The organism is Rhizobium sp. BR 315 (assembly GCF_050577975.1).
In the GTDB taxonomy this organism is placed as follows: Bacteria; Pseudomonadota; Alphaproteobacteria; order Rhizobiales; family Rhizobiaceae; genus Rhizobium; species Rhizobium miluonense.
Genome location: NZ_JARWKZ010000051.1, coordinates 1 through 25,942, shown reverse-complemented (window position 1 = coordinate 25,942; position 25,942 = coordinate 1). Strand labels below are relative to the sequence as shown.

At 59.5% G+C, this 25,942-nt stretch carries 26 protein-coding genes and 1 pseudogene; 12 read left to right on the top strand and 15 right to left on the bottom strand.

Translation table 11 applies throughout. The features are described from left to right. Positions 1 to 80 precede the first annotated feature (80 nt). Positions 81 to 599, bottom strand: a complete 519-nt coding sequence (locus tag QD409_RS29395) for a DinB family protein (protein ID WP_430764399.1) — start codon at positions 597 to 599, stop codon at positions 81 to 83. 102 nt (positions 600 to 701) lie between these two features. Between QD409_RS29395 and QD409_RS29390 the strand changes: the two genes are divergently transcribed. From QD409_RS29390 to QD409_RS29370, 5 genes are all read left to right on the top strand, one after another. Next, positions 702 to 1,292 carry a TetR/AcrR family transcriptional regulator gene (locus QD409_RS29390; RefSeq protein WP_430764398.1) on the top strand — a complete coding sequence of 197 codons (591 nt, stop codon included), beginning with the start codon at positions 702 to 704 and terminating at the stop codon, positions 1,290 to 1,292. A 120-nt stretch (positions 1,293 to 1,412) separates the two neighbouring features. Next, positions 1,413 to 1,886, top strand: coding sequence for a MarR family winged helix-turn-helix transcriptional regulator (locus tag QD409_RS29385; protein ID WP_092844946.1), 474 nt, complete (start codon positions 1,413 to 1,415; stop codon positions 1,884 to 1,886). Continuing rightward, a complete protein-coding gene (locus QD409_RS29380) occupies positions 1,886 to 3,958 on the top strand; it encodes an FUSC family protein (RefSeq protein ID WP_430764397.1) in 2,073 nt (690 codons plus the stop codon). The genes QD409_RS29385 and QD409_RS29380 overlap by 1 nt, the downstream gene beginning before the upstream one ends. Positions 3,959 to 3,962: 4 nt before the next feature. Continuing rightward, complete coding sequence (locus QD409_RS29375) at positions 3,963 to 4,172, top strand: DUF1656 domain-containing protein (RefSeq protein WP_092844950.1); 210 nt, start codon at positions 3,963 to 3,965, stop codon at positions 4,170 to 4,172. Next, a complete protein-coding gene (locus tag QD409_RS29370) occupies positions 4,169 to 5,059 on the top strand; it encodes an efflux RND transporter periplasmic adaptor subunit (RefSeq protein WP_430764396.1) in 891 nt (296 codons plus the stop codon). The genes QD409_RS29375 and QD409_RS29370 overlap by 4 nt, the downstream gene beginning before the upstream one ends. 33 nt (positions 5,060 to 5,092) lie before the next feature. Here the strand turns inward: QD409_RS29370 and msrQ are convergent, their stop codons facing one another. Together msrQ and msrP are read right to left on the bottom strand one after the other, a co-directional pair. Further along, positions 5,093 to 5,746: a protein-methionine-sulfoxide reductase heme-binding subunit MsrQ gene (msrQ, locus tag QD409_RS29365; protein ID WP_430764395.1), complete on the bottom strand. Its 654-nt coding sequence runs from the start codon at positions 5,744 to 5,746 to the stop codon at positions 5,093 to 5,095. Further along, positions 5,746 to 6,696 carry a protein-methionine-sulfoxide reductase catalytic subunit MsrP gene (msrP, locus tag QD409_RS29360; protein ID WP_092844955.1) on the bottom strand — a complete coding sequence of 317 codons (951 nt, stop codon included), beginning with the start codon at positions 6,694 to 6,696 and terminating at the stop codon, positions 5,746 to 5,748. Before msrP ends, msrQ begins: the two co-directional genes overlap by 1 nt. Before the next feature lie 338 nt (positions 6,697 to 7,034). Between msrP and ilvD the strand changes: the two genes are divergently transcribed. Next, positions 7,035 to 8,873: a dihydroxy-acid dehydratase gene (gene ilvD / locus QD409_RS29355; RefSeq protein WP_430764403.1), complete on the top strand. Its 1,839-nt coding sequence runs from the start codon at positions 7,035 to 7,037 to the stop codon at positions 8,871 to 8,873. A gap of 214 nt (positions 8,874 to 9,087) precedes the next feature. On the opposite strand, the gene QD409_RS29350 is transcribed toward ilvD, so the two are convergent. After that, the gene (locus QD409_RS29350; protein WP_430764394.1) at positions 9,088 to 9,435 is read right to left on the bottom strand and encodes a lysozyme inhibitor LprI family protein; all 348 of its coding nucleotides are present in this window, start codon (positions 9,433 to 9,435) and stop codon (positions 9,088 to 9,090) included. Positions 9,436 to 9,609: 174 nt separating this feature from the next. Between QD409_RS29350 and QD409_RS29345 the strand changes: the two genes are divergently transcribed. After that, the gene (locus QD409_RS29345; RefSeq protein ID WP_430764393.1) at positions 9,610 to 11,013 is read left to right on the top strand and encodes a DegQ family serine endoprotease; all 1,404 of its coding nucleotides are present in this window, start codon (positions 9,610 to 9,612) and stop codon (positions 11,011 to 11,013) included. Further along, positions 11,010 to 12,326 carry a replication-associated recombination protein A gene (locus tag QD409_RS29340; RefSeq protein WP_430764392.1) on the top strand — a complete coding sequence of 439 codons (1,317 nt, stop codon included), beginning with the start codon at positions 11,010 to 11,012 and terminating at the stop codon, positions 12,324 to 12,326. Before QD409_RS29345 ends, QD409_RS29340 begins: the two co-directional genes overlap by 4 nt. Positions 12,327 to 12,333: 7 nt before the next feature. Here the strand turns inward: QD409_RS29340 and QD409_RS29335 are convergent, their stop codons facing one another. The 6 genes from QD409_RS29335 to QD409_RS29310 all read right to left on the bottom strand — a co-directional run bounded on the left by QD409_RS29335 (position 12,334) and on the right by QD409_RS29310 (position 15,773). Then, entirely contained in the window at positions 12,334 to 12,663 is a 330-nt protein-coding gene (locus tag QD409_RS29335) for a DUF1883 domain-containing protein (RefSeq protein WP_092844963.1), read from the bottom strand. A gap of 104 nt (positions 12,664 to 12,767) precedes the next feature. Next, positions 12,768 to 13,037 carry a hypothetical protein gene (locus QD409_RS29330; RefSeq protein WP_430764391.1) on the bottom strand — a complete coding sequence of 90 codons (270 nt, stop codon included), beginning with the start codon at positions 13,035 to 13,037 and terminating at the stop codon, positions 12,768 to 12,770. Between the two features lie 31 nt (positions 13,038 to 13,068). Continuing rightward, on the bottom strand, positions 13,069 to 13,266 hold the full coding sequence (locus tag QD409_RS29325; RefSeq protein WP_430764390.1) for a hypothetical protein: 198 nt from the start codon (positions 13,264 to 13,266) through the stop codon (positions 13,069 to 13,071). 141 nt (positions 13,267 to 13,407) lie between these two features. Further along, positions 13,408 to 14,349 carry a 4-hydroxy-tetrahydrodipicolinate synthase gene (gene dapA / locus QD409_RS29320; protein ID WP_430764389.1) on the bottom strand — a complete coding sequence of 314 codons (942 nt, stop codon included), beginning with the start codon at positions 14,347 to 14,349 and terminating at the stop codon, positions 13,408 to 13,410. A gap of 12 nt (positions 14,350 to 14,361) precedes the next feature. Then, entirely contained in the window at positions 14,362 to 14,583 is a 222-nt protein-coding gene (locus QD409_RS29315) for a hypothetical protein (protein WP_430764388.1), read from the bottom strand. Between the two features lie 176 nt (positions 14,584 to 14,759). Continuing rightward, positions 14,760 to 15,773, bottom strand: a complete 1,014-nt coding sequence (locus QD409_RS29310) for a ketopantoate reductase family protein (RefSeq protein ID WP_430764387.1) — start codon at positions 15,771 to 15,773, stop codon at positions 14,760 to 14,762. Positions 15,774 to 16,205: 432 nt separating this feature from the next. Here QD409_RS29310 and QD409_RS29305 point away from each other — a divergent pair, with 432 nt between their 5' ends. From QD409_RS29305 to QD409_RS29290, 4 genes are read left to right on the top strand one after another with little or no spacing between them, the layout of a single operon-like run. Beyond that, positions 16,206 to 17,654 (top strand): hypothetical protein, encoded by a 1,449-nt coding sequence (locus QD409_RS29305; RefSeq protein ID WP_430764386.1) that lies wholly within the window; start codon positions 16,206 to 16,208, stop codon positions 17,652 to 17,654. After that, positions 17,632 to 18,450, top strand: a complete 819-nt coding sequence (locus QD409_RS29300) for a hypothetical protein (RefSeq protein WP_092844977.1) — start codon at positions 17,632 to 17,634, stop codon at positions 18,448 to 18,450. Before QD409_RS29305 ends, QD409_RS29300 begins: the two co-directional genes overlap by 23 nt. Next, positions 18,450 to 19,385, top strand: coding sequence for a hypothetical protein (locus QD409_RS29295; protein WP_430764385.1), 936 nt, complete (start codon positions 18,450 to 18,452; stop codon positions 19,383 to 19,385). The genes QD409_RS29300 and QD409_RS29295 overlap by 1 nt, the downstream gene beginning before the upstream one ends. Further along, complete coding sequence (locus QD409_RS29290; protein WP_430764402.1) at positions 19,379 to 20,392, top strand: hypothetical protein; 1,014 nt, start codon at positions 19,379 to 19,381, stop codon at positions 20,390 to 20,392. Before QD409_RS29295 ends, QD409_RS29290 begins: the two co-directional genes overlap by 7 nt. An 18-nt stretch (positions 20,393 to 20,410) precedes the next feature. Here the strand turns inward: QD409_RS29290 and QD409_RS29285 are convergent, their stop codons facing one another. The 5 genes and pseudogenes from QD409_RS29285 to QD409_RS29265 all read right to left on the bottom strand — a co-directional run bounded on the left by QD409_RS29285 (position 20,411) and on the right by QD409_RS29265 (position 25,726). Next, a complete protein-coding gene (locus QD409_RS29285) occupies positions 20,411 to 22,033 on the bottom strand; it encodes an ABC-F family ATP-binding cassette domain-containing protein (RefSeq protein ID WP_430764384.1) in 1,623 nt (540 codons plus the stop codon). A 102-nt stretch (positions 22,034 to 22,135) separates the two neighbouring features. Continuing rightward, the gene (locus QD409_RS29280) at positions 22,136 to 23,134 is read right to left on the bottom strand and encodes an acyltransferase family protein (protein ID WP_430764383.1); all 999 of its coding nucleotides are present in this window, start codon (positions 23,132 to 23,134) and stop codon (positions 22,136 to 22,138) included. A 254-nt stretch (positions 23,135 to 23,388) separates the two neighbouring features. Further along, positions 23,389 to 23,569, bottom strand: a pseudogene (locus tag QD409_RS29275) (hypothetical protein); the annotation flags it as partial. 55 nt (positions 23,570 to 23,624) lie between these two features. Then, entirely contained in the window at positions 23,625 to 24,386 is a 762-nt protein-coding gene (locus QD409_RS29270; protein ID WP_430764382.1) for a hypothetical protein, read from the bottom strand. Positions 24,387 to 24,508: 122 nt separating this feature from the next. Further along, complete coding sequence (locus QD409_RS29265) at positions 24,509 to 25,726, bottom strand: hypothetical protein (RefSeq protein ID WP_430764381.1); 1,218 nt, start codon at positions 25,724 to 25,726, stop codon at positions 24,509 to 24,511. Between the last annotated feature and the right edge of the window lie 216 nt (positions 25,727 to 25,942).

The window sequence follows — 25,942 nt, the reverse complement described above, 5'->3', positions numbered from 1 at the left end:
TTGGCGGCCAGGCGCTGCTTGGAAAAAGCCGAATGAGCGATCATCCGGCCTCTTGAAATCAAGTGGACTACAAGCTTCCACTATTCGGCAGCCACCGCCTGCCGCCGCGAAGGCTCGGTTCGGTGAAGATGAACCGCGAGCGTATCCCAGGGTGGCGTAATGGAAAGCTGCGCCAGCAACCTACCGATCTCGCCCCGGTGATAGCCTCCATGCGTGACGACGTGGAGGAGCATCTCCTGGCGTGACATGCAGCCCTTGTCGCCGTCGGTGAAGACAAACGGCAGAGCTTCAGACAAGAGGTCGGGAGTGACCGTTTCTAGATATTTCAGGTACCACTGATCCGATGCGGTCACCGCGGCGCGAAGCTCTGACAGGGACGGCGTGTCGGGCGTATTGTCGGCGGTGAAGCCATGGTTCTGTGCGGTAAGATGGGCCGCAAATATTCGCCCGACGACCAGGGAGTGGTTCATCAGGCGGATGGAGGCGTGGCGCGCCTTGCCATACCGCACGGGGTCGAGATCGCCGAGGCTATCGAGCAGCTCCTCATTGGCCCAGGCCTGATAGCTGAAAAGAGTATGCAGCAACGACAGTTCGCTCACGAGAAATCCCTTTTTGTTAGCCCGGAAAATGCGAGTAATGTGTTCATATTTTCGAGGAGCAGGGAGCGCATGTCTACTCGCATTAGAAAGTCCGATACTCCGATGCGAAAGGAGCCTAGCCAAGCGCGTTCGCGCGCTACGGTGGATGCCATCATCGAGTCGGGTGCTCGCATTTTGGAAGATCGCGGATGGGCTGGATTTACGACAAACGCCGTCGCGACAGTTGCCGGCGTCAGCATCGGTTCTCTCTATCAATATTTTCCCGACAAGCTTTCCTTGGTCGAAGCCATCAGGCGCCGCCACTTCGATGACGTTCTGGCCGTCATGCGGAAGGCGATGGCCGGCGATCTGCCATTGCCGCAGCGCGCAGAAGCTCTCGTTGAAGGCATGATCGATGCTCACAACATCAATCCCGAGCTGCACAGAGTGCTTCTGGATGAGGCGCCGGGGCATGATGGTTCGAGATTGGCCCATGATGCTTTCTTGGCCGAGTATCAAAATCACTACACGGATTTTGTGGCTGCGCATCGCAGCGGCCGCGAAGGTCCCACAGACGGCGTTCTCGCGCAGCTGCTATCCGGCGCGGTGGAGGGTGTGATTCATAGCGGCGCGCGAAAGCGTGTGCTGGGCTCGCCGGAGCTGAAGCAGGAGCTGGTTAGAATGATCTGCTCCTATCTAAGCGGTGTCGACTAGCCAAAGACGATCCGCGCGGCGGTGTCCATTCACTGAATGCATGGCTGCATTTCCGATATCAGGTGGAAAGTTGGATTATAATAATTTGAATCCTAATTAATTTGGTGCTAATAGATTTCCATGAAGCCGTTAATCTCCCTACAACGCATATTCACCGCCAATCTGCTCACAACCGGCCGCCAATGGCGACGGGTCGTGGATCTCGCGCTGAGCTCCTATGGCATATCGGAAGCTGCGGCTGCGCCGCTGCTTTGGATTGGCCGTCTGGGAGGAGGTGTGCGGCAAGTGGTTCTCGCCACCTATGTCGGCATCGAAGGTCCGTCGCTGGTCCGGTTGCTCGATCAGCTCGAAAGCATGGATCTTGTCGTCCGCAAGGATGATCCGACGGATCGGCGTGCGAAGGGCCTGTGGCTGACGCCGGAAGGCGAAGTTCTGGCCGCGCGCATGGAAGATGCTCTCGACGAACTGCGTGGAAACATCCTCGCCAATGTGGACCCGGCCGATCTCGAAGCTGCCGTCCGCGTTCTGAAGGCCTTCGAAGAGTTCGAGACGTGGAAGGCCGTGGCTGCCGAGCAGGAGCCGGAGAAGGTCTAATGAGCATTCCATCCTGGCGCGACTGGCTGTTTTCCGTCAAAGCCTTCATTGCCGCGATCATGGCGCTGTTCATCGCGCTGTCGCTGGACCTGCCGCGTCCCTACTGGGCGATGGCCGCCGTCTACGTGGTCGCCAATCCCCTCGCTGGCGCGACCAGCTCGAAGGGGCTCTATCGCGCGCTCGGCACGCTCATCGGTGCCACCGCATCGGTGATCCTTGTGCCGCTCTTCGTCAATGCGCCGGAACTACTCTCCGTCGTCGTCGCGCTCTGGACCGGCACCTTGCTGTTCATCTCGATGCTCGACCGCACCTCGCGCAGCTATGTCTTCATGCTCGCCGGCTATTCGCTGCCGCTGATCGCGCTTCCGACCGTCGGCGCGCCGGAAACCGTATTCGATGTCGCGCTTTCCCGTTCCGAGGAGATCATCATCGGTATCGTCTGCGCGAGCATCGTCAGCGCCATCGTCTTTCCGAGCAGCGTCGGCACCACGCTCGGCCAGCGCATCGGTTCCTGGCTGGATGACGCAGGCACCTGGGCCGATGAAATCCTGCGCGGCGAGGGCGCTTCTCCCGCTACGCCGCTGAAGCGCCAGAAGCTTGCCTCGGATGTGACCGGTCTCGACCTCGTCATCAGCCAGCTCAAATATGATGCGGGCAGCCGTGACATCGTCAGGCATTCCCGCGAGCTGCGCGGCCGCTTGTTGATGCTGCTGCCGCTCTTCTCCTCTCTTGCCGATCGCCTGCATGCGCTGAAGGCCGGCGAAAAGCCGTTGCCGCAGGAGCTGGTTGCAGTCCTGAACGATGTTGCCGATTGGTTGGGGCAGGGTGGTCGCGGCAAGGCCGATGATACGGCCAATATCTTGTCGAAGAAGATCGAGGAACTGCAGCAGAACGGCATTGATCTCGGCTGGGATGATCTCGTCCGGTCGAGTGCGCTGGATCGCTTGAAGGAGATCGTCGATCTCTGGCAGGATTGCCTGACGCTGCGCGACCAGATCGTCTCCGGGCAGCAGGTCGGCACATGGCGCCCCGCTTTCCGCCATCGCAACGTCGTTGGACACATCAGGCACTTTGACTATGCGCTGTTGGCCTTCTCGGCCAGCGCAGTCGTCGTCGGCATCGCCGTTGCCTGCTTCTTCTGGATCTATTCCGGTTGGCAGGACGGAGCCGGTTTTGTCACCATGGCCGCCGTCGCCTGTTCGTTTTTCGCCGCGCTCGATCGGCCCGCACCCTTCATCACCTCGATGTTCGTCTGGTGCGCCGTGAGCCTGATTATCGCCAGCGTCTATATCTTCGGCGTATTGCCGTCGATCTCCGGCTTCGAGATGCTGGTGCTGGTCTTCGCACCGCCCTTCCTGGTGATGGGCCTGTTGATCCCGCGGCCGCAGACCAACATGCTCGCCATGCTGCTGGCGGTGAACGGCGCGACCTTCATCGCGCTGCAGGACCGCTATACCGCTGATTTCGGCGCCTTCGCCAATAGTGCGGTCGCGGCTCTGGCGGGCGTCGGCTTCGCTCTGGTCTGGACCCTGCTGACCCGTCCGTTCGGCGCCGAGTTCGCCGCCTGGCGGTTGGTGCGGGCCGGCTGGACCGATCTCGCCGAAACTGCTGCCGGTATTCGCCGCGCCGATCATGAGCGTCTGTCCGGCCGTATTCTGGACCGCTTGGGCCAGCTCGTGCCGCGCCTTGCAAGTATCGAAGACCGCGAGCTGAAGAAGGTCGATGGTTATGCCGATGTCCGTCTCGGTTTCAACGTTCTGATGCTGCAGAAGGAGCGCGGCCAATTGAAGCCGGCGGCCAGCGCATCCGTCAGCGAAGTCCTGATCGGTGTTTCGGATTTCTATCGCTCGCGGCTGAAGGCCAAGCGTGCTGTCGATCCTTCCGACGACCTGCGCGTGTCGATCGACCGCAGCCTCGAGGCTGTGGCGCGGGAAAGGCGGCAAGCCGGCCGGGCGAGCCTCGATGCGCTTGTCGGTCTTCGCCGGGCGCTCTTCCCCCATGCCGAGCCGCCGGCGAGCTGGCGACCGCCCGTATCGGATACCACTCAACCACTTTCCATTGCCGCCGAGTAACATCATGCCCGCAGAATTCGATCTTTATGGCGTCTATATTCCGCGCCTTCTCGTTCTCATGCTCGTGACGCTGTTTGCCGTCATCATCCTTCGACGCCTGCTCGCATGGATCGGAGCCTACACTCTGGTCTGGCATCGCGGTCTTTTCGATCTCGCGCTTTACGTCCTGCTGCTGGGTGCCGTCTCCTCTGTCTCTCGTTGGTACTTCACATGAACGCGTTGAAACTCATCGGCCGTGTTGCCGTCACTCTCATCTTCGTCGTCGCTGCTATCTATGTCGGCCGCCAGCTCTGGGGCCATTACATGGAGGAGCCCTGGACGCGCGATGCGCGCCTCAGGGCCGATGTCGTCGGCATCGCGCCTGATGTCTCCGGCCTCGTAAGCGACGTCCTCGTCAAAGACAACCAGACCGTCAAGAAAGGCGATGTCCTCTTTCGTGTCGATCGCGATCGCTTTGCCATCGCTCTCGAGCAGGCGAATGCAGCACTCGCAAGCAGCAAGGCCGCTCTCGAGCAGGCTCGCCGCGAGAACGATCGGCAAGGGCGTCTCGGCGACGCTGCCTCCATGCAGAAGAAGGAGCAGGCGCAGACGGCCGAGGAACAGGCCGAAGCCTCTCTTCGTCAGGCGACTGCCAATCGCGAGCTCGCCCAACTGAACCTCGATCGTTCAGAGGTTCGCGCCACCGTCAACGGCACGATCTCGAACCTCAGCCTGCGTCCGGGTGATTACGTCGCTGCCGGCACCGCCAAGGTCGCGCTGATCGACACCGATTCCCTCCGAGTCGAAGGCTATTTTGAAGAAACCAAGCTGCCACGCATCCATGTCGGCGATGAGGTTGCCATTCACCTGATGGGCCAGGCCGAAAAGCTGACCGGCCACGTCGAAAGCATCGCTTACGGCATCGAGGACCGTGAACGCACCTCCGGCAGCCTGCTCGCCAACATCACGCCGACCTTCAGCTGGGTGCGCCTGGCGCAGCGCGTGCCGGTGCGCATCGCGCTCGACAAGGTGCCCGACGGTACGAAGCTGATCGCCGGCCTGACGGTAACCGCCGAGGTGCAGGAGAAGGGCCAACCGAAAATCGCCAGAGCGGCGGACTGACCAAAAAAACCTGAAAAGGCAGGGCGGCCGGGTTCAGGCCGCTCTGGAACTGGAAGCTGCAACCGGCCTGCGCGCAGCCCGCCGTCTCTCCATCATGATCGGCCGGTAGGATCGATAGAGAATCATGGCGATCAGCAGGCCGATATAGATGAACTGCTCGAGCGACAGCACCTTGGTCGACAGGGCGAAGTGCAAGGCACCGCAAGCGGCTATGATATAGACTAGGCGATGCAGCCAGATCCATTTCTTGCCGAGTCGCCGGATCGAGAAATTGTTCGAAGTCACGGCAAGCGCCAGCAGCATGACGAGCCCCGCCATGCCGAACGTGATGAAGGGCCGCTTCAGCACGTCATCGACAACAGCCTGCACATTCAGCGCCTGGTCGAGAACCATGTAGACGGTCAGATGCATCAGGACGTAGTAGAAACAGAGCAGGCCGAGCGCGCGGCGATAGCGCAGATAGTTCCAGTTGAAGAGATCGCGAAGCGGGGTGACTGCAAGCGTCAGCAGCAGGAAACGGATCGCCCATAGTCCCAGGAAAAGCTCGAAGGTCTTGACTGCATCGGCGCCGAGCTGGTCCGTAGCGCCGAGATAAAATTCCCAGGCCGCCGGCAAAAGGCCGACGACATAGAGCGCCCAGACGGAGGCTGATTGCCAGCGCTTGGGGAGAGCGAAGGAAACAGCCATCAGAAATTCACCCTGAGGTCCATGCCGCTATAGAGGCTTGCCACTTGGTCGGCATAGCCGTTGAAGGGCAGGGTGGGATGACGATTGGAGCCGAAGAAGCCGCCTTCGCCGATGCGCCGCTCCGTCGCCTGGCTCCAGCGCGGATGATCGACCGCCGGATTGACATTGGCATAGAAGCCGTATTCCTGGCTGTTGGTCGCCTGCCAGGTATTCAGCGGCTGCTTGTCGGTAAGCGTGATCCGCACGATCGACTTGATGCCCTTGAAGCCGTATTTCCACGGTATGACGAGGCGGATCGGTGCGCCGTTCTGGTTCGGCAGGGTTTCGCCGTAGAGGCCGACGGCGAGCAGCGTCAGCGGGTTGCGTGCCTCATCCAGACGAAGGCCCTCGACATAGGGCCAATCGAGGGATTGCAGGAGGCCTGACTGTCCCGGCATTTCGGCCGGTCGCACGACCGTTTCGAACGCGACGAACTTGGCGCTGCCCTGCGGTTCCACTTTATCGAGCAGGGCCGACAGCTGGAAGCCGTCCCAGGGGATGACCATCGACCAGGCTTCGACGCAGCGCATGCGATAGACGCGCTCTTCCGGCGGAAACTCCTTGATCAGCGCATCGATGTCGAAAGTGCCGGGCTTGTTGACCATGCCGTCGACCTTGATGGTCCATGGCCGCGGTTTGAATTTGCCGGAGAGGTTGGCGGGGTCGGCCTTGTCGAGGCCGAATTCATAGAAGTTGTTGTAGGTGGTGACATCCTTGATCGGTGTCAGCTTCTCGTTGACCGTATAATTGCTCTTGGTCGCCGTCAGTGCCTCGGCCAGTGCGGCCTTGCCGCCAAGCGCCGTCATGCCGATGCCGGCTGCGGCCGCCGTCAGGAACTCGCGGCGCTTCAGATAGATCGAGCGGGGCGTAATCTCGGAAGAAGCAATCTTGGGCAGGCGGTAGGAGGCCATGGAACAATTCCTCTATGCGGTAGCAGCTTCGATATCAGCCATACGCAACGGATGCAGGGTTTGTTACACTCTTAAGCTGGCATTTCTTTGGAAGTGAAAGCAACTTTTTGTGTGCGCTTGTGATCGGGCCGTCGCATTCCCAATTCTGAGCTTACAGCGCGATTGCTCGGATGCGGCGCTCGCCCTGCAGCGTACCGGATTCGCTTGAGTTGATAGTGACAGTATTGCACGATTGGATTAGGACAATTCCAAAAAGCGGAGTTGCCGGCGTCATCTTCGGCCCGAAACCTTTGGCCCTGCCGACGCCGCACAAATTCCAGGATGACGAGGAAGACACCATGCCAGCTTATCGTTCCAGAACCACGACCCACGGCCGCAACATGGCCGGCGCACGCGGCCTTTGGCGCGCGACGGGTATGAAAGACAGCGATTTCGGCAAGCCCATTATTGCGGTGGTCAATTCCTTCACCCAGTTCGTGCCCGGCCACGTTCATCTCAAAGATCTCGGCCAGCTCGTCGCGCGCGAGATCGAGGCAGCCGGCGGCGTTGCCAAGGAATTCAATACCATTGCCGTCGATGACGGTATCGCCATGGGTCATGACGGCATGCTCTATTCGCTGCCGTCGCGCGAACTCATCGCCGACAGCGTCGAATACATGGTCAACGCCCATTGCGCCGACGCGATGGTCTGCATCTCCAACTGCGACAAGATCACCCCCGGCATGCTGATGGCCTCGCTGCGTCTGAACATCCCGACCGTCTTCGTTTCGGGCGGCCCGATGGAAGCCGGCAAGGTCGTCCTGCAAGGCAAGAAGGTCGCGCTCGATCTGGTCGACGCCATGGTTGCCGCCGCCGACGATAAGATCAGCGACGAGGACGTTCAGGTCATCGAGCGTTCCGCCTGTCCGACCTGCGGTTCCTGCTCGGGCATGTTCACGGCCAATTCGATGAATTGCCTGACCGAGGCGCTCGGCCTGTCGCTGCCGGGCAACGGCTCGACGCTTGCAACCCATTCGGACCGCAAGGAACTTTTCCTCGAGGCTGGCCGCCGGGTCGTCGCCCTGGCAAAACGCTATTATGAGCAGGACGATGTGACGGCTCTGCCGCGGACGATCGCCAGCAAGGGCGCGTTCGAGAACGCCATGGCGCTCGACATCGCCATGGGGGGCTCGACCAATACCGTGCTGCATATTCTCGCGGCAGCGCATGAGGGTGAAGTCGATTTCACCATGGATGACATCGATCGCCTGTCTCGGCGCGTTCCCTGCCTTTCCAAAGTGGCACCGGCCAAGGCTGACGTTCACATGGAAGATGTGCATCGCGCCGGCGGCATCATGGCGATCCTCGGTGAGCTGAACCGGGCCGGGCTGTTGAATGCCGATCTGCCGACCGTCCATGCCGCAACGCTGGGCGAAGCCCTGGCTCAATGGGATATTGCCGTCACCGACAACAAGGCCGCCCTGGAACTCTTCAGTGCTGCCCCTGGCGGCGTCCCCACCCAGGTTGCCTTCAGCCAGAGCGCACGGTGGGAAGAGCTTGATCTCGATCGTGAAAAGGGCGTTATCCGCGATGCCCAGCATCCCTTCTCCAAGGATGGCGGTCTTGCCGTCTTGAAGGGCAATCTGGCGCTCGATGGCTGCATCGTGAAGACGGCCGGCGTCGATGAATCGATCCTGAAGTTCTCCGGTCCGGCCAAGGTCTTCGAAAGCCAGGACGCCGCCGTCAAGGGCATCCTCAGCAACGAGGTCAAGGCCGGCGACGTCGTCGTCATCCGCTACGAAGGCCCGAAGGGCGGCCCCGGCATGCAGGAAATGCTCTATCCAACGAGCTATCTAAAGTCGAAGGGTCTCGGCAAGGCTTGCGCGCTCATCACCGATGGCCGCTTCTCCGGCGGCACCTCCGGCCTGTCCATCGGTCACGCTTCGCCGGAAGCGGCAAACGGCGGCACGATCGGCCTGGTGCGCGAAGGCGACATGATCGACATCGACATCCCGAACCGTACCATCAGCCTGCGTGTCGATGACAAGGAACTTGCCGCTCGCCGCGAAGCACAGAATGCCAAGGGCTGGCATCCGGCCGAACCGCGCAAGCGCAACGTCACCACCGCGTTGAAGGCCTATGCCGCTTTCGCGACGAGCGCTGACCGCGGCGCCGTTCGCGATCTCGGCGGGAAATAACTAAGCCCCTTCGCCCCGCGAAGCGGGGAGAAGGTGGACTCCAACGGTCGAGCGTAGCTCGGCCGTGAGAGGACGGATGAGGGGCTTCCTGGAGATTTGCCGTGACGGCAGAGTTTGCCTTACGCGCGCTTGCCCCTCACCCTCTCCCTCTCCCTGAAGGCGGGGAGAGCGGATATCTCCGGCGAAGCCCTCCAAGCCTTTGCAAAACACGCCCTTACAGCGGCCGATTGATCTGCTTATAGGCCTCGTTCAGCTCCTTTTGACGCTCCTGGTAGGAAGAGGTGAGGCAAGCGACTTCGGCGCCGCAAGCCTGCCGCTTCTTTAGCCATTCCGTCTGTTGATCCTGCATCGCGCCGCGCGCACCCATGGCGAGCAGGCCCGAGAGCAGGTCGAACGTCGTCACCATTCTCACGTCCGCATCGTTGAGCGCCCTGACGCTGCATATCGCCTTCTCGTCCGGTTTCAGGTTCTGTGCCTCGCAATCGAAGCTGGCAGCATGGGAGGTGCCGGCCATACCGAAGGAGATGATGAAGGCGGTTGCGGCAAGATGGATCGATCGCATGTGTGGCTCCCTTTGACGATTCCCAACGCGAAATGCATGACAACATGTTTTTGTTCATCGAGCCTGTTTTTTATCGCCGCCAACGTCCATTTATGCTTCATGCTTCCGCCCTCTTTTCTTTCTAGCGTCGGGCGCTACAACGTTGTTTCAAGAGCATTAAAGAAGGAAGTTTCCATGCAAGTCCTCCTGAGGGGCACCGCCGTTTCGATGATTGCCCTCATCACGGCGATGCCGCTTTCCGCCGAGGCGCAGACGGCGAAGTCGGTGCCGCAGAGCCAGGTGCAGATGCAGCTTTCCTTTGCGCCGCTGGTCAAGCAGACCGCCGGTGCGGTGGTGAACGTCTATGCCGAGCGTATGGTGCAGCGTCAGTCTCCCTTTGCCGGCGATCCCTTCTTCGAGAAGTTCTTCGGCCAGCGCATGCCGAATCGCACCGAGAAGCAATCGTCTTTGGGCTCCGGCGTCATCGTAGAGGCGAATGGAACCGTTATTACCAACAACCACGTCATCGACGGCGCTGACGACATCAAGATCGCGCTTTCGGACGGCCGTGAATTTCCCTGCAAGGTGGTGCTGAAGGACGATCGCGTCGATCTCGCCGTCCTGAAGATCCAGTCGAAGAACGAGAGCTTCCCGATCCTGCCGATCGCAAATTCCGATGCCGTCGAGGTCGGTGATCTCGTGCTGGCGATCGGTAATCCGTTCGGCGTCGGACAGACTGTCACGAGCGGCATCGTCTCGGCGCTTGCCCGCAACCAGGTGAAGAACGAAGTCGGCTTCTTCATCCAGACCGATGCGTCGATCAATCCCGGCAATTCCGGCGGCGCGCTGGTGAATATGAATGGCGAGCTGATTGCGCTCAACACGGCCATCTTCTCGCAGGGCGGCGGCTCCAACGGCATCGGCTTTGCCATTCCCGCAAATCTCGTCAAGGTCTTCCTTGCGGCTGCCGATCGTGGCGACAAGTCTTTCGAGCGTCCCTATATCGGCGCCTCTTTCGAGCCGGTGACCTCGGATGTCGCCGAAGCGCTTGGCCTGGACAAGGTGCGCGGCGCGCTGGTGACCAAGGTCGTCGATGGCGGGCCGGCGGCAAAGGCCGGCCTCAAGCCGGGCGAAGTGATCACAGCGCTGAACAATATTCCGGTCGAGCATCCCGATGCGCTCGGCTATCGCCTGACCACGGCTGGCCTCGGCGCGACTGTATCTTTGACGGTACTGGACAGCGGCAAGGAACATCAGACCACGATGACGCTTGCCGGAGCGCCTGAATCCACGCCGCGCGACGAACGGGTGATCGAGGGCAACAATCCCTTCTCCGGTGCGACCGTCGCCAATCTCTCGCCGCGCGTTGCCGATGATTTGCACCTGCCACCCGATTCGACCGGTGTCGTCATTGAACGACTGAAGTCCAACTCGCCAGCCGACCGTCTGGGATTTGCGGCGCGGGATATCGTCATTTCGATCAATGGAGTTGCGATCAACACCACGGAGATTCTTCAGAACACCGTCACCTCCAACCCGAGCTTCTGGCGCGTGGAAATCGAACGCGACGGGCAGCGTATCCGGCAGTTCTTCCGATGAGCGATGATCTGTTTGCACCGCGGATACCGGAGGAGGTCGCCAACAAGCGGCCTCTGGCCGATAGGCTGCGGCCGCAAACGCTGGCTGATGTCACCGGTCAGTCGCATCTGACCGGCGAGGACGGCGTTCTGCGCCGGATGATCGAGTCGGGTTCGCTCGGATCGATGATCTTCTGGGGCCCTCCGGGCACCGGCAAGACGACCGTTGCCCGGTTGCTTTCGGGCGAGGCGGGTCTCGCCTTCGAACAGATCTCCGCGATCTTCTCCGGCGTCGCCGACTTGAAGAAAGTATTCGAGGCGGCAAGGCTGCGCCGCATGGACGGACGCCAGACCCTGCTCTTCGTCGACGAGATCCATCGCTTCAATCGCGCTCAGCAGGATAGCTTCCTGCCGGTGATGGAAGACGGCACCGTCATTCTTGTGGGAGCGACGACGGAGAACCCGTCCTTCGAACTCAACGCCGCTCTTCTCTCCCGTGCCCGTGTCCTGACGTTCCGCTCGCATGATGAGGAGAGCCTGGAGGAGTTGCTGCGCCGGGCTGAAGCCGTGGAAGGCAAGCCGCTGCCGTTGACGGAGGATGCCCGTGCCAGCCTGATCCGCATGGCCGATGGTGACGGGCGCTCGGTGCTGACGCTGGCGGAAGAGGTCTGGCGCGCTGCGCGCAAGGACGAGCTCTTCGATCCCGATATGCTGGTCAAGATCGTTCAGCGCCGCGCACCGGTCTACGACAAGGCGCAGGATGGGCACTACAATCTGATATCGGCGCTGCACAAGTCCGTTCGCGGTTCCGACCCGGACGCCGCCCTCTATTATCTTGCCCGCATGTTCGACGCCGGCGAGGATCCGCTTTATCTCGGCCGCCGGCTGGTGCGCATGGCGGTCGAGGATATTGGCCTTGCCGATCCGCAAGCCCTGGTGATCTGCAACGCCGCCAAAGATGCCTATGACTATCTGGGGTCGCCGGAAGGCGAGCTGGCGCTGGCGCAGGCCTGCGTCTATCTCGCAACCGCGCCCAAATCGAACGCGGTTTATACGGCTTTCAAGGCGGCGACGCAGGCGGCCAAGCAGAACGGCTCTTTGCTGCCGCCCAAACACATCCTCAATGCGCCGACGAAGCTGATGCGCACCGAGGGATATGGCGACGGCTATCGTTACGACCACGACGAGCCTGACGCCTTTTCAGGCCAGAACTATTTTCCGGAAAAGATGGGCCGTCAGATTTTTTACGATCCGCCGGAACGCGGCTTCGAGCGCGATATCCGCAAGCGGCTGGACTGGTGGGCTAAGCTGCGCAAGGAGCGCGGCGAGCACTAGTCCTTATTCACTTGCCGGTGACGTCTTGCGGCGCTTTCTGCATGCGCGGCGCAGGTGTCTTGTCGACGATCTTCACGCTCGATTCCGCCAGGCCGTTATGGCCCTCCATGTCGACAACGACATGCCAGTGACCGAATTCCGGGATCGCGAGCCGGATCGGCGATTTCTTGGCGACGCCGCCTAAGAACTGATGCTTGAGGGTTTCCGTGAAACGTTCGAAATTCGAGCCGTTCATCAGCCTGACATTGGCGATGGCCGAGAGGGTGATTTCGATCACCGTGCCGGCGCGTTGCTCCTTGAGATCGTAATGGCTGTAGCGGAAGGCAGGCTTCGACATCGTGGTTTTGTTTTCTGGGACACCCGGTGCGAAAACCTACCCGAATCCGGGTTAAAGAAGCGTTCGGTCGGGTGGCGGCTGTCGAAGCCTGCGTGGGGCGGGGTCTAGTGCAGATTGGATGAGGAGGATGCGAAGCCGTCCAGATCGAGGACGGTGCCCTCGGGCGCATGGCAGATATCGGCGGGGKTATGGTTGCATTCCTCAGCCGCAAAGTGCAGGGCGGCGGCTTCGCTGCGGAAGAGGCCACCCACTAGTCCCTCGCGGTCCTGGACGATCCAGCTGCCGCGACGGTCACGGCCAACAATGAAACGGGCCGGGGCGGCTGACAGGTGATTGCGGGCCGAGCGGCGTTGAATATGCAGTGCATTTGCCATCTTTTTTCCTCTTGGATCTCTTCAGCTGCGCTCAATGTCCGGCCAGACGCATTGCCAGCTGCAACGCGCCGGCAATGAGGAAGACAAGTCCGAGACGAGGAGCGATGGAACGGATGCCATGCAACACAACATCTGAGGAGATAGGCCGCTCGCCCTTGGCAAGAGCCGCGGCACGAGGACGTTGAAGGGGATCGGCGGATGAGCCGGCATGCGTATAGCGTGACATCATAGTTCCTTTCCAGTGTCACCCGCACCGCAAGTCCAAAGGACCCATTCCGGTGCTACACTGTTGAATCTATGGGTGAGTTGCTAGGATTTCCATTTGTCTGAACTGGAGAAAATATAAAAATATCATATGGATATATCGGATTTATAAACCAAACCGGAAGGATTGGTGTGAGTTCGGGCGGCCGCTGCCGTCGAACTGGAACGGCGCGATGGCAGTCTCGATCTCCGCTGCGGTTTCGGCCGTGACGCCGAAAAGCGGCAGACGCACTTCTGGTTCCATATGCTTCATCAGTGCCAGGGCGTGCTTGACTGTAGCAGGCTCGCTTTCACGAGCGAGCGCTTTGAATAGAGGTAGCAACCGCTCGTCAATCGAAAGGGCGGCGCCCAGGTGACCACAGGCGGCCGAGTGGTGCATCGAATGGAAAAGCCTGGGAACGATATTGGCCGCATTGGAAAAGCAGCCATGGCCGCCGGCAGCCGTGAAAGCGAGCGCGCCGGTATCGCTCGAGGTATAGAGACCGAACCATTCCGGCAGCAAGGTGCGCCAAAGATCGATGCGCTGGAGGTCGCCACTGCCGTCCACGATCCCGACAATGCCGGGAATTTCGGCCAGCCGCGCGATCGTTGCCGGGGCGAGATCGATGGCGGTATGCGATGGCTGGTTATGGATGATGAGCGGCGTGCCGGTCCGCGCCGCCATCTGCTCGAAGTGATGAACAACGCCCTTCTGTGTCGGCTTCGAATAATAGGGAACCGTCACAAGCGCTGCATCCGCGCCGAGCCGCTGCGCTTGCAGCGTTTCTTCGATTGTTGTCGCCGTGTCGTTCGTGCCTGTCGCAACGATGACGGGCGTCCTGCCTTCGGAAAGCTCGACACAGATTTCGATGATGCGCGTTCGTTCGGCCTCGGTCAGCGTCGGCCCTTCGCCGGTCAGCGAACAGGCCAGCAGCCCATCGACGCCATAAAGCAACTGCCGTTCCGCATGTACCATCAGATCGACGGCGTCGAGTGCGCCGTCACGAAATGGCGTGACAAGAGCGGTAATTGCACCGCCGATGCGCCTCTTCAAGCCTGGTTTGCCCATGTTGGCGGCGGCTCAAAGATAATGCAGCACGATGAACAGCTCCAGACCGCCGAGTAGCAGCCCGAAGGCGAGCATCGACCAGAATGTGCGTTTCTCGCGAATCTGGCGTTCATGAGATTGGCGCTTTGGCTGAGTCTTTGTCGCCGGAGCCGATGCGCGGTGGTGCCGCTCGTCGCTGTTGTGAACGAGGACCCTGATGGATTCCGTCAGATTGGGTGCGTGCGTGTCGAGCATGGCATCTACCTCCATATTTCGACAGAAGCGTAATCCCTGGTCGCATAGGAAATCCATTCGCGGCGGAAGGCGAAGAAGTAAGTGCGATATAAAGAGCCGCTTAAGGCCAAAATGGGCCGCGCAGAGCGCTGTCGTGGATGACGAAAACGGGTAGGTGCGGCCCCGGCGGCAAGCCGCTATCCGGCCGCCAACAGGTTGTTCCGGTCAAGCTGTGTGACCAGCGCGAGGATCGTCGCGGAGACCGGCGTCGCGACACCCGTCAGCTTGCCAAGCGAAACGACGACGCCGACGAGAGGCGTGATTTCCAGCGCCTTGCCGGCAAGCAGATCCTGCAGCATCGAAGTGCGCACAGACCCGATCTGACGCGACCGGTCGAGACGCTCCTCGACGGAGAGGGCCAAATGCGAACCCAAAGCCTCGGCAACCGCTTTCACCTCGCTCATGACCTGACCGACCATCGCCGAAAGAGCGGGATCGTTCATAATATCGGACATCAGTGCCCGTGTGAGCGCGCTGATCGGGTTGAAGGCGGCATTGCCCATCAGCTTGCTCCAGATATCGTCGCGTATGCGTTCGGAAATGGAGATCTTGACGCCGGCCCTTTGCAGCACCGCTGCAATGGCTTCTATGTCCGCGGTCGTCTCGCCGGACGGCTCGCCCAGAATGAAATGGCCGTTGTTGGCAAGCCGAACCTCCCCTGGACCGACCACTTCCGCCCCCTGATAGGCAACGCAGCCGATAACGCGTTCGGGGCCGATCAGCCGCCAGAGATCGCCATTCGGGTCAAGCTCTTCCATCTGGTGTTCCGCGTGGCCGCTCTGCCGGTCCCGATGAAAGTACCACCACGGCACGCCGTTGAGGATCATCACGACGCGAGTGCCGGCATGCAGGAGCTTGGCGATGCCGGGCACGGCTGCGGCCAGCTGATGACCTTTAAGCCCTGTGATGATGAGATCCTGCGGCGGCAGCTCGCCCGCATCGTCCGTTGCTGTCATCTGTGCCACGAGGGGCTGGTCTGCGTCTGCCTCCCAAAGGCGTATGCCGCCCGAGCGAATGGCCTCCAAATGCGCCCCTCGTGCGACGACGGAGATCTGAGCTTGCCCGCTCGAGGAGGCCAGCTTTGCCGCAATCGCACCGCCGAGCGCGCCGGCGCCGTAGATGCAGATGTTCTTGAAGGGGGAAGACGTCATGGCGTGGTGCTCCGAGTCAGATCGCATGCGCTGCAAACTATGTCATGCCGGTGATTTGGCGAGTGGTTTCTTGAACCGGCCGCAATCGGAATTGAAAATCGCCGGACCTTCCTGCACAGTACAACCACATGGAAATTTCACCATGCTCGTCTGGGTGGCGGTGAAATCAACCAGGCGGGAAAAAATTGGCTTCGGCTGTGCCGGGCAGGTTTCTGGAAGGATGGCCTAAACTAAATAGGCGTTTCGCAGCGACGCTCGTCATGGCCGCCTCTCTCATTCAAGCATCTGTTTTCCAATCGCCGCGTGCTCGGGCTACTCTTTACCACAATCGCATCCTAACCTGGACGATATCGCTCTGGACCGGGGACAACCGGTACGGTATCGGTTTGTCGCTCATCCTTTCTAAGTTGATGAATTCACCGGGGAAGATCATTGCGTTTCGAAGCCCTAAACCGTCTCTGGGACAGCGTTCGGGAGACCAGCCATGATTTCCGCGCCTCGACGGACGTCTTTCCTGTCGTCGATATCGAGAAGCTGGGCTCTACCCTCGATCTGAAAGAGAAGGGTGCCGCAGCAGGGCGGCAGAACCGACCGGCACCGGACGCGCAATCCTTCGACGAAACGGAACAGCGTATCATCGCCTGGGTCGAGGCGGAGAAGAAGAGTTCCTACCAGATCCTCGAAGACCAGTTCCAGACCTTCGACAGCCGCTTGCGCAACCTCGATTTCGAAGGCCAGTTCGGACTGATCCGCCAGGCGAATGCCTCCAGCGTCTCGGACTTCAAGGCGGAAGTGGCAAGCGGCGTCGATGAGCTTCATGGCCTGCGCCGCAAGCTGAAAACCGCCGAGGACGAGATGGTGGCTTTCAAGGCCACACACAAGCTGCAGCGCGCCGCCAAGGTCTCCAGCAAGGCGGCCTGGGGCTTCAAGGTCTCGCTCATCGTCTTTCTCGTGCTCATCGAAATGGTGATGAACGGCAGTTTCCTCGCCAAGGGAAGCGAGCAGGGCCTTGTCGGCGGCGTGACCGAGGCGGCTGCCTTCGCCTTTCTGAATATCGGCACGGCGCTGATATTTTCCTTCTTCTGCGTCCGCTTCCTGGTGCATCGGTCCTATGCGCTGAAACTGCTCGGCCTCCTCGGGCTCGTCGCCTATGTCGCCGTCGCCCTGGGCATCAACATCGCGCTCGCACACTATCGCGAGGTCTCGGCGACGATTTTGAGCGGGGCCGGTGCCGAAGTGATCCAGCGCTTGAAGGCAGCACCGCTTGGGCTGCAGGAGCTGAACTCCTGGATGCTCTTCGCCATCGGACTGATGTTCTCGCTCGTCGCCTTCATCGACGGCTGCTATCTCACCGATCCCTATCCGGGCTTTGCCGGTGTGCAAAAGCGTCTCGATGCGGCGAGAGACAACTATATCGACCGCAAGCTGGACCTGATCGAAGACCTTCGCGAGATCCGCGACGAGCACAATGGCAAGATCGAGGAGATCATCCGCGACCTCTCGCTGCGCCGGCAGGAAACGGCCGCCATCATCGCCCATCGTGCAAGGACTGCGGGCCTTTTTGCCGAACACCAGAACCATCTCGAGCGCGCTGCCAATGTGCTGCTCACGTCCTATCGCGATGCTGATCGGGCTGCCCGAACCGAGCAAGAACCGTCCTACTTCAACTCGGCTTACAAGATGGAGCGCCTGACGCCAGTAATCCGCACAGAAGAGGAATGGGACGACAAGGTGTTGGGCTCGCGCATCCAGGGTGCCCAGGCGGAGTTATCTGAGCAGATCAAGCGGATCGGCGACGAATTCGAGCGCGCCATCGAGAAATATCATCAGCTCGATAATCTTTTCCCGGAGAGCATCCTTGGCTCGACGCAAGCGGCGTAGCCGGCGCGGCGGATCCGCCGGCCTCATCATCGCAACGGTTTGTCTCGCCGTCCTGTCTCTCGGGATCGTCGGCGCTTATGGCTGGCTGCGCTACAAGGCGAACGGCAATGTCGCCGTCGATCAGGCCTCGCTCTGCCCGGTGGATGGCCCGAAGGCGGAAACGGCCATTCTGCTCGATGTCACCGATCCGATCTCGGATACGACGGCGCTCGATCTGCGCAACCAATTCCAGAAAATCGTGACTGATGTGCCGATAGGCGGCGCCATCGATATTTATGCGCTCACCGAGAAGGAAGGCGAGCTGATCCAGACCTTCCACGGCTGCAACCCCGGAAGCGGCGCGAGCGTCGACGAATGGACCAGCAATCCGCGCCTGGCCCAGGCGCGCTGGGAGAAGGGGTTCCAGAAGCCGCTCGCCGATATCGCGGGTAAGCTGACCGAGGGCGAGTCCGGCAGGCTGTCGCCGATCATGGCGGCCATCCAGAAGATCAATCTGGAAGTCTTTGCCAGCGCTCCTCATGGCCTGCCGAAGCGCCTCTACATCGCCTCCGACATGATCGAACACACCGCCGCCTTTTCGAATTACCGTGACGGCGCCTCCTATCAAAAATACCAGCATAGCCCGGCAAACGATCGTTTTCGGACGTCACTGGATGGTGTCACGGTCAAGATTCTCGCCTTTCAAAGGCCGAACATGAAGTTCAGCATGGAGGATCTCGCGAATTTCTGGGCGCAGTGGATCAAGAGCAACAGCGGTTATTTCGACGGATTCGTGCGGTTGGAGGGGATACGCTGATGGCCGGAACCGAAGCGAGATATGTCATCCGGGATTACGGGCCGATGGTGCTTTTCGCCTCCATCACCATTGGCGGCATGATCTTCATCTGGTCGTCCAAGCTCATGGAATGGTCGCTGCCGATCGTGACGGGCGTACCGCTGGTGCTGATGGCGATCTACTTCGTCGTATCGCTGGCCTTTGCCGGTTTCCGGCTGCACAACGAGCAGGCAGGCGACAACCTTTACTACATGGGTTTTCTCTTCACCCTATCGAGCCTCGGTGTATCGCTCTATCTCTTTGCAGGCGAAACATCGATCGAGACCATCGTTCGCAATTTCGGCATTGCCGTCACCTCGACCATCGCCGGTGTGACGCTGCGCATCCTCTTCAACCAGATGCGGCGCGACCCGATCGACATCGAGCGCAGCGTGCGCCACGAGCTTGCGGAAATGACGCGGCGCGTCCGTACCGAACTTGATTCCTCGTCGCGCGAATTCTCGCACTACCGGCGTGTCAGCAACCAGATGCTGTCGGAAGGGTTCGAGGAGATCGCGCGCCAGGCCGAGCGGAACGGCCAGGAGATCAACAAGATCCTGGAAATGCTGGCAAAGCAGGCGGTAACTCCGATCAACGAAGCAGCCGCCCAGCTGACGACGACGACATCGCAGCTTTCGGAGATCATCGGCACGTTCGGTGCTGCCGTCGAGAATGTCGGCAAGAAGCTGGAAGAGATCCGTTCGCCGGAGGATGTCGTGCGCGCCGAGCTTGCGCCGGCAATTACGGCGATCAAGGAGATGTCGGAGGCACAGCTGCAACCCTTGCGCAACATCGAAGCGGCGCTCGGTCGCATGGCGGAAGTGATGGGGCACGCGCCGCCGGGATCGGCCGCTGATCGCCATGCCGTGCCGGCAAGCGAAACGGTGCCGCGAAAACGCTGGTGGCATCTATGGTAGCCGGAGGCTCGGACGCTCAGCCGAAACTGGAGCATAAGGGCTACAATCGCGGCCTGATCCTCGGCCTGACGATGGCCGAATCCATGTTGCTTCTGGTTTTCTGCCTGCTGCTGGTAGCCGCCGCCTTGATTTCGGCGGAGAGAAACAAGCGCTATGAAGTCGAACGCAAGCTCGAGAAAGCCGAACAGCAGGTCGCCGTGCTTGAGAAGAAACGGGCCGAGCAGGCGACCGAGATCGTCTTGCTGCAGTCCAAGGTCGTCTCGGGCGATCTATCCGCTGCCGATAAAGCTGCGGTGGACAAGCAATGGCGGGAACTGGTGCTGGCGAAAGAGACGCTCGACAGCATGGCAGACGAGGGTGCGACACCGGGCGATTTGCAATCGCTTGCCAAGGTTGCGGCTGTTCTGAAAGAACATGGGGTCTCGATGGCCGCCGCGTCCGACCAGGTCAACAAGCTATTGGCCGGCAGTGGGGACGGGAAGGGCATGCATGACTGGCCGCCCATCATCAATCTCGACGACGCCAAGAAGAATTATTTCCAATCCGGAAGCGCCGAGCTCACCGGCACCTTTGCGCAACTGCTCGACGGCACCATTACGGACGAAATTGCCAGCAATCTCAGCCTCTACGGTGCCAACATCGTCGAAGTGATCGGCCATACGGACGAGCAGCCGGTGTCGCGCGAGAAATCCAATCTCGACGATACGCTGATCAACGCGATGGCCGGCAAGCTGCCGGTCTCGGCATTGCTGCCGGCTGACAATGCCGGGCTTGGGCTCGCCCGCGCGATCGCGGTCGCCAATGTGCTCAAGGCCAATCCCAAGCTGAAGGATGCCACGATCCTGCCGATGTCCGCCGCCCAGCTGATCCTGCCGGGCGACACCATCACGTCGGGCCAGCGCGGTGCCGTCGAGTCACGACGCCGCATCGAAATCCGCGTGCGCGGCAGGACGACGCCCGTTGCCGTCATCAACGCCGCCGCTGCACCGTCTGCCAATACGCAATAGCGCCGCTCGGCGAAGCTATCAGCTTCTGAGACCGGGCGCCTCGTAGCCTGTCCGCTCGACGTACTCCGTATAGCCGCCGGTATACTGGTGGATACCCTCGGGCGTCAGCTCCAGAACGCGATTGGAGAGCGCCGCCAGGAAATGCCGGTCGTGCGAGACGAAGAGCATGGTGCCCTCGTATTGCGACAGCGCTTGAATGAGCATTTCCTTGGTGTCGAGATCGAGATGGTTCGTCGGCTCGTCCAGCACCAGCAGGTTCGGCGGGTCGAAGAGCATGATAGCCATGACCAGCCGCGCCTTCTCGCCGCCCGACAGCACCCGGCATTTCTTTTCGACATCGTCGCCGGAAAAGCCGAAGCAGCCGGCGAGTGCGCGGAGAGAACCCTGGCCTGCCTGCGGAAAATCGTGTTCGAGCTGCTGAAACACGGTGCGCTCTCCGTCCAGCAGATCCATGGCGTGCTGGGCGAAGTACCCCAACTTCACGCTGGCGCCGAGCGCGACACTGCCTTCATCCGGCTCCGTCGAGCCAGCGACCAGCTTGAGCAGGGTGGATTTGCCGGCACCGTTGATGCCCATGATGCACCAGCGCTCGCGGCGGCGTACCATGAAATCCAGTCCTTCGTAGATGCTGCGGCTGCCGTACTTCTTGTAAACGTTCTTCAGCACGGCCACGTCTTCGCCGGAGCGCGGTGCCGGCTGGAACTCGAACGCAACGGTCTGGCGACGCTTCGGCGGCTCGACGCGATCGATCTTTTCCAGCTTCTTCACGCGACTCTGCACCTGCGATGCATGCGAGGCGCGCGCCTTGAAGCGCTCGATGAACTTGATTTCCTTGGCAAGCATGGCCTGCTGGCGCTCGAATTGTGCCTGCTGCTGCTTTTCGTTCTGGGCGCGCTGCTGCTCGTAGAACTCATAGTCGCCCGAATAGCTGGTCAGGTTGCCGCCGTCGATTTCGATGATCTTGGTGACGATGCGGTTCATGAACTCGCGGTCGTGCGAGGTCATCAGAAGCGCGCCCTCATAGCCTTTGAGGAAGGCTTCCAGCCAGATCAGGCTTTCGAGATCGAGATGGTTGCTCGGCTCGTCAAGCAGCATGACATCAGGGCGCATCAGCAGGATGCGGGCAAGCGCCACGCGCATCTTCCAACCGCCGGAGAGCGCGCCGACATCACCGTCCATCATCTCTTGGCTGAAGCTCAAGCCCGCCAGAACCTCACGGGCGCGGCCCTCGAGCGCGTAGCCGTCCAGCTCTTCGTAGCGCGCCTGCACTTCGCCGTAACGCTCGATGATTTCATCCATTCTGTCGGCCTGATCCGGATCGATCATCGCGGCTTCCAGCTCGCGCAGTTCCGCAGCAACGGCGCTCACGGGGCCGGCACCCTCCATCACTTCCGCAACGGCGCTACGCCCGGACATCTCGCCGACGTCCTGATTGAAGTAACCGATGGTGACGCCCTTATCGACGGAAACCTGGCCCTCGTCGGGCTGCTCCCGTCCGGTGATCATGCGGAAAAGCGTCGTCTTGCCAGCGCCATTGGGGCCGACGAGCCCGATGCTCTCGCCCCTGTTGAGCGCAGCGGATGCCTCGATGAAGAGGATGCAGTGGCTGTTTTGCTTGCTGATATTTTCGATACGAATCATGTTTACGCGAGGCCCGGATAAGTTTTCGGCGCCCTTATGCCACGGCTCAGGCGCTCTGTCGCAGCTTTTTGGCCGGAAGATGTGGTCAATGGCAAACTGACGTCAGCCGCGATAAGCAGGCTGCCGCCGTGTCGGTCGCATTCTCCGGAGTATCGGCCGCTCTATATACAGGTAGCAGACGATCGCAAAGGCCAGAGAACCCAATGCGATCAATACGGGCTGCGCGGCATGCGGCACGCCGAAGCGCAGCAGCAGCGCCGTGACTAAAATACCGGTCAGCACATGCCAGACGTAGATGGAATAGGACGCGTCCCCGAGGAAATTCAGGAACGCCAGCTTGGGTGCGCCCCGCTCCCGTTCTGCGAAAACAGCGCCTGACAACAACAGCACTGCGGGCACGCCCCAGCGAAGGGCTCGGTCGACATGCGCCAGCAGATCACTCGCCAGCAGCAGTATAAATCCGACGATCATCAGGCCGATGGCGGCGCCAAACGGCAGCCGGAAGCCCTGTTTCCACAGGCGCCCGACGATGATTCCTGCCGCAAATTCCAGAATGACCGGCTGCGTGAAAACACTGACATAGCCGAGGGGCAGCAGATAATGCGCGATGACCGCAGCCACCAGAGCCACCACCAGGAACCATAACCGCCTGAACTCCGGCAAAAACAATGAAATGGAAAAGATGAGATAGAAGAACATCTCGTAGGACAGGGTCCAGCCCTGCTCGACAACCGGATGCAGTGCTTCATCCTTCACGGCCGGCAAGAAAAACAGCGAGCCGATCAGGTTCCCGATGCTTGAATTCGTATTGAAGAAGAATTGCGGCTTCGACACGGCGACGGCGAATGTTGCTGCAGTCGCAATCCAGTAAAGCGGCACTATTCTGATGAGCCGACGCAGCATGAATTCCTGCGGACCGATCGGTTTCCCCTCGGTCGTAATCCACATGATAAAGCCGCTGATGACGAAGAATATGTCGACACCCGCTGCTCCGACCTTGAATTCCAGTCCGTATGCCTCGCTGACATGGAAGCAAAGAACGGAAATCGCGGCGATGGCCCGCAGATATTGAATGCTCGTGATATCGTTGCCGATTTTCATGACGGTGCCTCGCGCGACTGGATTGCCATCGCCGACAGCTGGCCGGCAGGGCTTAGCGATAGAATGCGTCGAAAGGCCGAGCACCCATGCAGAACGGCTTGGAGGGCACGGCGGACCGAATGTCACCGCGGCAACAATTCCAATGAAAAGGGATCATTTCGTGGCCGAAATCGGGCATTTCCGCGCGGAGCACTTGAGCCAACAAATTCGGGTACCTTCATGCGAGAGAGGCTCGCCTATCTGTCGCAAATTCGCGCCGCGTGATGTGCCGCCTGGTTGGTGAAGAGGGCGGTGTCGGCGGTTCCGGTTCCCGATTCCTCTGCGATCTCTTCGGCCAGTTCCTTGGCGTGCTCCGCATGGTTACGCTTGAAAACGACGATTTCCGAGGTCGAGATGGCACTGGCCCGGTTTCAGCTTGCGCACGGCACAGAAGGCTCAACTGGAGATGATGGTGGAAGGCTGATGTTGGAATGTTTTGTAAATTCAATATTCAATTAGGTGGGATTTTTATTGCTGTAATATAAATGCTAAAAACGAAAATAAAAAAAACTGCGACCCAGTATGCTTTCCAAATCAGTTTTCGACTTAAAAGTAAGTATTTTCTTTGAACGAAATTTGGTGTTGGTGTAATAATACTAATGTGGTCTATTTCGTCGGCGCTAACGAACACAACCTCCGAGATATTTGTAAAGTATGATGAGTTTATGCTTGAGAAAGTCCATAGTTCAACTTGATGTTGGGATCGCGCCAATATTGATTCTATTTCATAGAATTTTCCAAATTTTGAAGGGACTTTTGTTCCGTCATGGTATGCGTCTGCAATAATATCCCCGTTGTTATTTAGGTTAATTCTAATTCGATTTATAGATTTGTTGCTATTGTTCCTAATTGTTATCTTAATATATCCTTTGCATGATTGGATAAAATTAAGTTTCTCGAAAGTGTCTTTTGTTGGTTTTACATTTGATTTTGCTTCCCATCGAAGGGAGTTGTAACTATCGATCGATTTTCTCATATATTCTGGCAGTCTGAATTCAAAGAATTCAACTGTCACAGCTAATTTTGATTTTGGACCAATTTTTTGAGCCAATATTGGCTGAATAAAAGCAGTAAGGAGAGCGCTAACAATAGCGCCCCCCAGCCCTAGTAAAGCAAAGAACAACCCATCAGACATGTTGTCGATCAAACCAAGGTATTGCGCAAATCGATAGGAAAACGCAACAATTTCAACAGCCATCTTCTTTGAAAGCACTGCGGAACTGCGCAATGCTCCGTTGGTTTTGCGCAGTACCCCTCAGAACTGCGCAAATCGAAGACACAAGAGAAAAGCCGGGATCGATCCCGGCTCAAAGATTACGTCGATTTCGGATCGGGTTAGAGGCCTACGTCCGTCCGCTTATAATAGTGGCCTCCGCCGATCTCTACAGGATCGAATGCGGGCGGGATTCCCGCAAGGAGCTTCAACGCCCTTGCTGGGTTCGTTCCACGCGAACGAGCGATCTCATAAAGCGAGGCGAACTTTGCTTTGAATTTATCCAGTTCGGAAGGCTCGACCACGGTCTGGAGATGACGCTTTATCGGGTTTCGTCGTTGCGTTGCGAGGAGGTGCCCATTTTTGATGAGTGCCTTGACCACGGCATCGCGGGCCGGAAGCGCAGACCGCGCCTGCTGGATCGACAGGCACCCGTGGTCAGCCAAGGCGGTCTTCTCTTTGAGTTCGGCAGCATCCAGACGAACTGAGCTGAAGCCAATAAAACCAGGGGCCTGTGCGACGCCTTCCAAGTTACCCGAGAAGATCAGCGCAAAGATTTCTTCAAGGCTACATTCGGCGCGTTTCCTTGAAGTGGGCAAATCGACCCAGTCCGGCTTTGGGACTGTCGAGGCCACTGCTTTCGAAAGCCGGACTAGGAGGTCATCAATTTCCTCGATTGCATATTTGGGCATCACCGGCAGGTGTTCGCCCTTTCGACCCCGATAGCCGCCGTTTTTTTGCAAATATCCCGCTGTCACGAGCGCCCGAAGTTCGGTCCGAGATGCGCCCAGTCGCTCTCTTGTGTCGTTCGCCGAAACCAGGGTCTTCGATTTCTCTACAAAGGCGGCCATGGTTCCCGCATCAACGAGAATTCGATCGGAGGGGAGGTTGGCCACTTCGGCTTCGACAAAGCCTGCTTTTACGATCATCTTCTTTAGCCTGATCGGGTGAATGTCGAATTCTTTGGCGGCAGAATGCACCGAGTGAATGCGTCGCGTTTCGACAGGTCCGAAAAGGTAATCGCCCGGCCCTAAAGCTAAATTGCTCAGGCCGACTTCTCGCATTATTTCGCGAATGGGATCGTACGCAGGGTCATCGTTCTCGTGGGCTAACATCTCGTAAAGACGCCCAAAGATCGCTCGACCGCCGATATCACCGGTCTTTCGTGCTGAGCTGTCCCGAGTTAGTTTCTCCAGCAAGGAAACCAATGCCTCCTTGCCATCTGCAAGCAGTTGGAAACCGTCGTGTGCGCATGCGGAGCGTTCCTCGCCGTCTAACTGGCTGACGAGAAAGCGCACACCATGGCGAACCGTCGCGCCGACCTGCAAATTCCGAGGCAATCCGCCCCCTGATTCCGAAATGATGTCGCCCCCCAATTCCGAGAAATAGTCGCCCCCTTATTCCGAGATGATTGCGCCCCCTTTGGCGGGCATCTGGCAAGGGTGGTCTGCCGGTGTGAAGTTTCTTCCTTGGACGTTGACGAGGAAGGAACGGGATGCCTGCGGAGAGAGTGGAGATGCGGCGTGTCCGCGAGATATTGAGATATCGCTTTGAGC